This is a genomic window from Paracoccus aeridis, assembly GCF_004923205.2.
Lineage (GTDB): Bacteria > Pseudomonadota > Alphaproteobacteria > Rhodobacterales > Rhodobacteraceae > Paracoccus > Paracoccus aeridis.
In genome coordinates this window covers 1-1429 of record NZ_SELD02000032.1, presented here as the reverse complement: position 1 = coordinate 1429, position 1429 = coordinate 1, and the positions used below count along the sequence as shown (strand labels likewise).

The 1429-nt window shown below is 58.4% G+C and carries 1 protein-coding gene and 1 pseudogene; both read right to left on the bottom strand.

Annotation, left to right across the window (positions count from 1 at the left end; translation table 11 throughout):
• Positions 1-49: 49 nt before the first annotated feature.
• A pseudogene (locus ELI80_RS10045) lies at positions 50-235 on the bottom strand (transposase); the annotation flags it as partial.
• Between the two features lie 169 nt (positions 236-404).
• A complete protein-coding gene (locus ELI80_RS10040; protein ID WP_136651710.1) occupies positions 405-1004 on the bottom strand; it encodes a helix-turn-helix domain-containing protein in 600 nt (199 codons plus the stop codon).
• Positions 1005-1429: the final 425 nt, after the last annotated feature.

Here is a 1429-nt window from a genome sequence, read left to right as displayed (position 1 = left end):
CGGTGGCAACCTCGGAAGAAGTAGGCGCCTACGCCGGACGCTTACCATTTATCGTCAGACAGGTCTGGATCGCTGCGTGACTGTAATCCTGCTGACGACCGCGTTTGCCGGTCGGCGCAGCCTCCCAAGTCATGGCGGGATCGAACCAGAGGGTCAGCAAGCCGCGGTGCTTCAGCGCCTCGTCATAGGCGGGCCAGTTCCTGGTCTTGTAGCTCGGGGATGCCGGTCTGCTCATGTAGTCCAGCTACCACGCGGGGTTCACGAGATGCATTCCAGCCGATTTGTGCAACAGAGCCGCGGCATTGCCTCACTCTCTACGAGTGTCTCTGTTTGTCTGAGGGGTAATGTTTGTTGATGGGTAATAACGTCGCGCTAGATGTTTTTAGACGTCGGCGGCTTATCTCTTAAGATCCAAATCCATTCACCCAGAAAATCACTGCATCCTCCGTTGTATGATTTAGATAACTGTGGGGAAGGCGTGAGTTGAAGTGAAAGGAGCTACCCTCGCCGAGAACGTAGATCACGCCATCAACGGTCAGCTCGAAAGTGCCCTTGACAACATAGCCAACTTCTTCCGCGTCATGCTCGTACTGGCCTTCAGAACCTCCGCCTGGTGGTATTCGATGGATGTTGGCGTCCAGCAGCATCCCTTCGGCAAACGGCACAGCCCGCTCTAGGATGACCGGTCGCCTGCCGCCTTGAGGGCTCGAGAGCAGCAGTTGGAGACGCTCGCCAGGCCGGCGAATCGTAACAGGTCCGGGGGCTTGGTCAGCGAGCAGTGCGGCAACCTTGACGTGCAGCATCGCTGCAAGAGCGTGCAGCAATCGGAGGCTCGGCTGCGCTCGCCCTCGCTCGATCTTGGACAGCATGCTCTCTGAGCAATCCACCGAACTCGCCAACGCCTTGAGTGTAAGCCTTCGCGCGCGTCGCACCTGCCTCAGTGTATCGCCCAGTCGCGAGGTTGCCTGTGCTGGCGTGCTGCCGGCAGTCTCGGGTTGGCTCATCGGTCGTCGTCCATCCTTTCTCGCACACGTCAAAAAAACATCTTGCCTTGCAAGAGAGCCATGTGCAGCATTCAAGTCAATTCAAGTTCGAGACGCTCTTCAGGGGGAGATCGAGGGTGCGGGCTATTCTTGGGCGACGGAAGCTTCTGCTACTTATGGTGACGACCGCAGCCGTCGGTGCTGTCGGTGCCTTCCCGGATCGGGGGTGGGCACAGGAACCCCAGCAAGGCGGTGTCCTGCGCCTTGGATTTTCAGCCGATCCAGCGGGTTTTGATCCGGCGCAGGGGCCCTCGGGCATGTCCCACGTCGTCATCGAGCAGGTTTATTCGACCCTTATGGCTCTAGATCCTGACGCCCAGCCCTACCCTGAGCTAGCAGAAACAGGCCGCTGAAATAGTCGGCTCTCGACGTAGTTTGCAGAACAT

Coding starts and splice junctions, on each gene's coding strand:
- ELI80_RS10040 (WP_136651710.1), bottom strand. CDS start 1,004: ATGAGCCAACCCGAGACTGCCGGCAGCACGCCAGCACAGGCAACCTCG.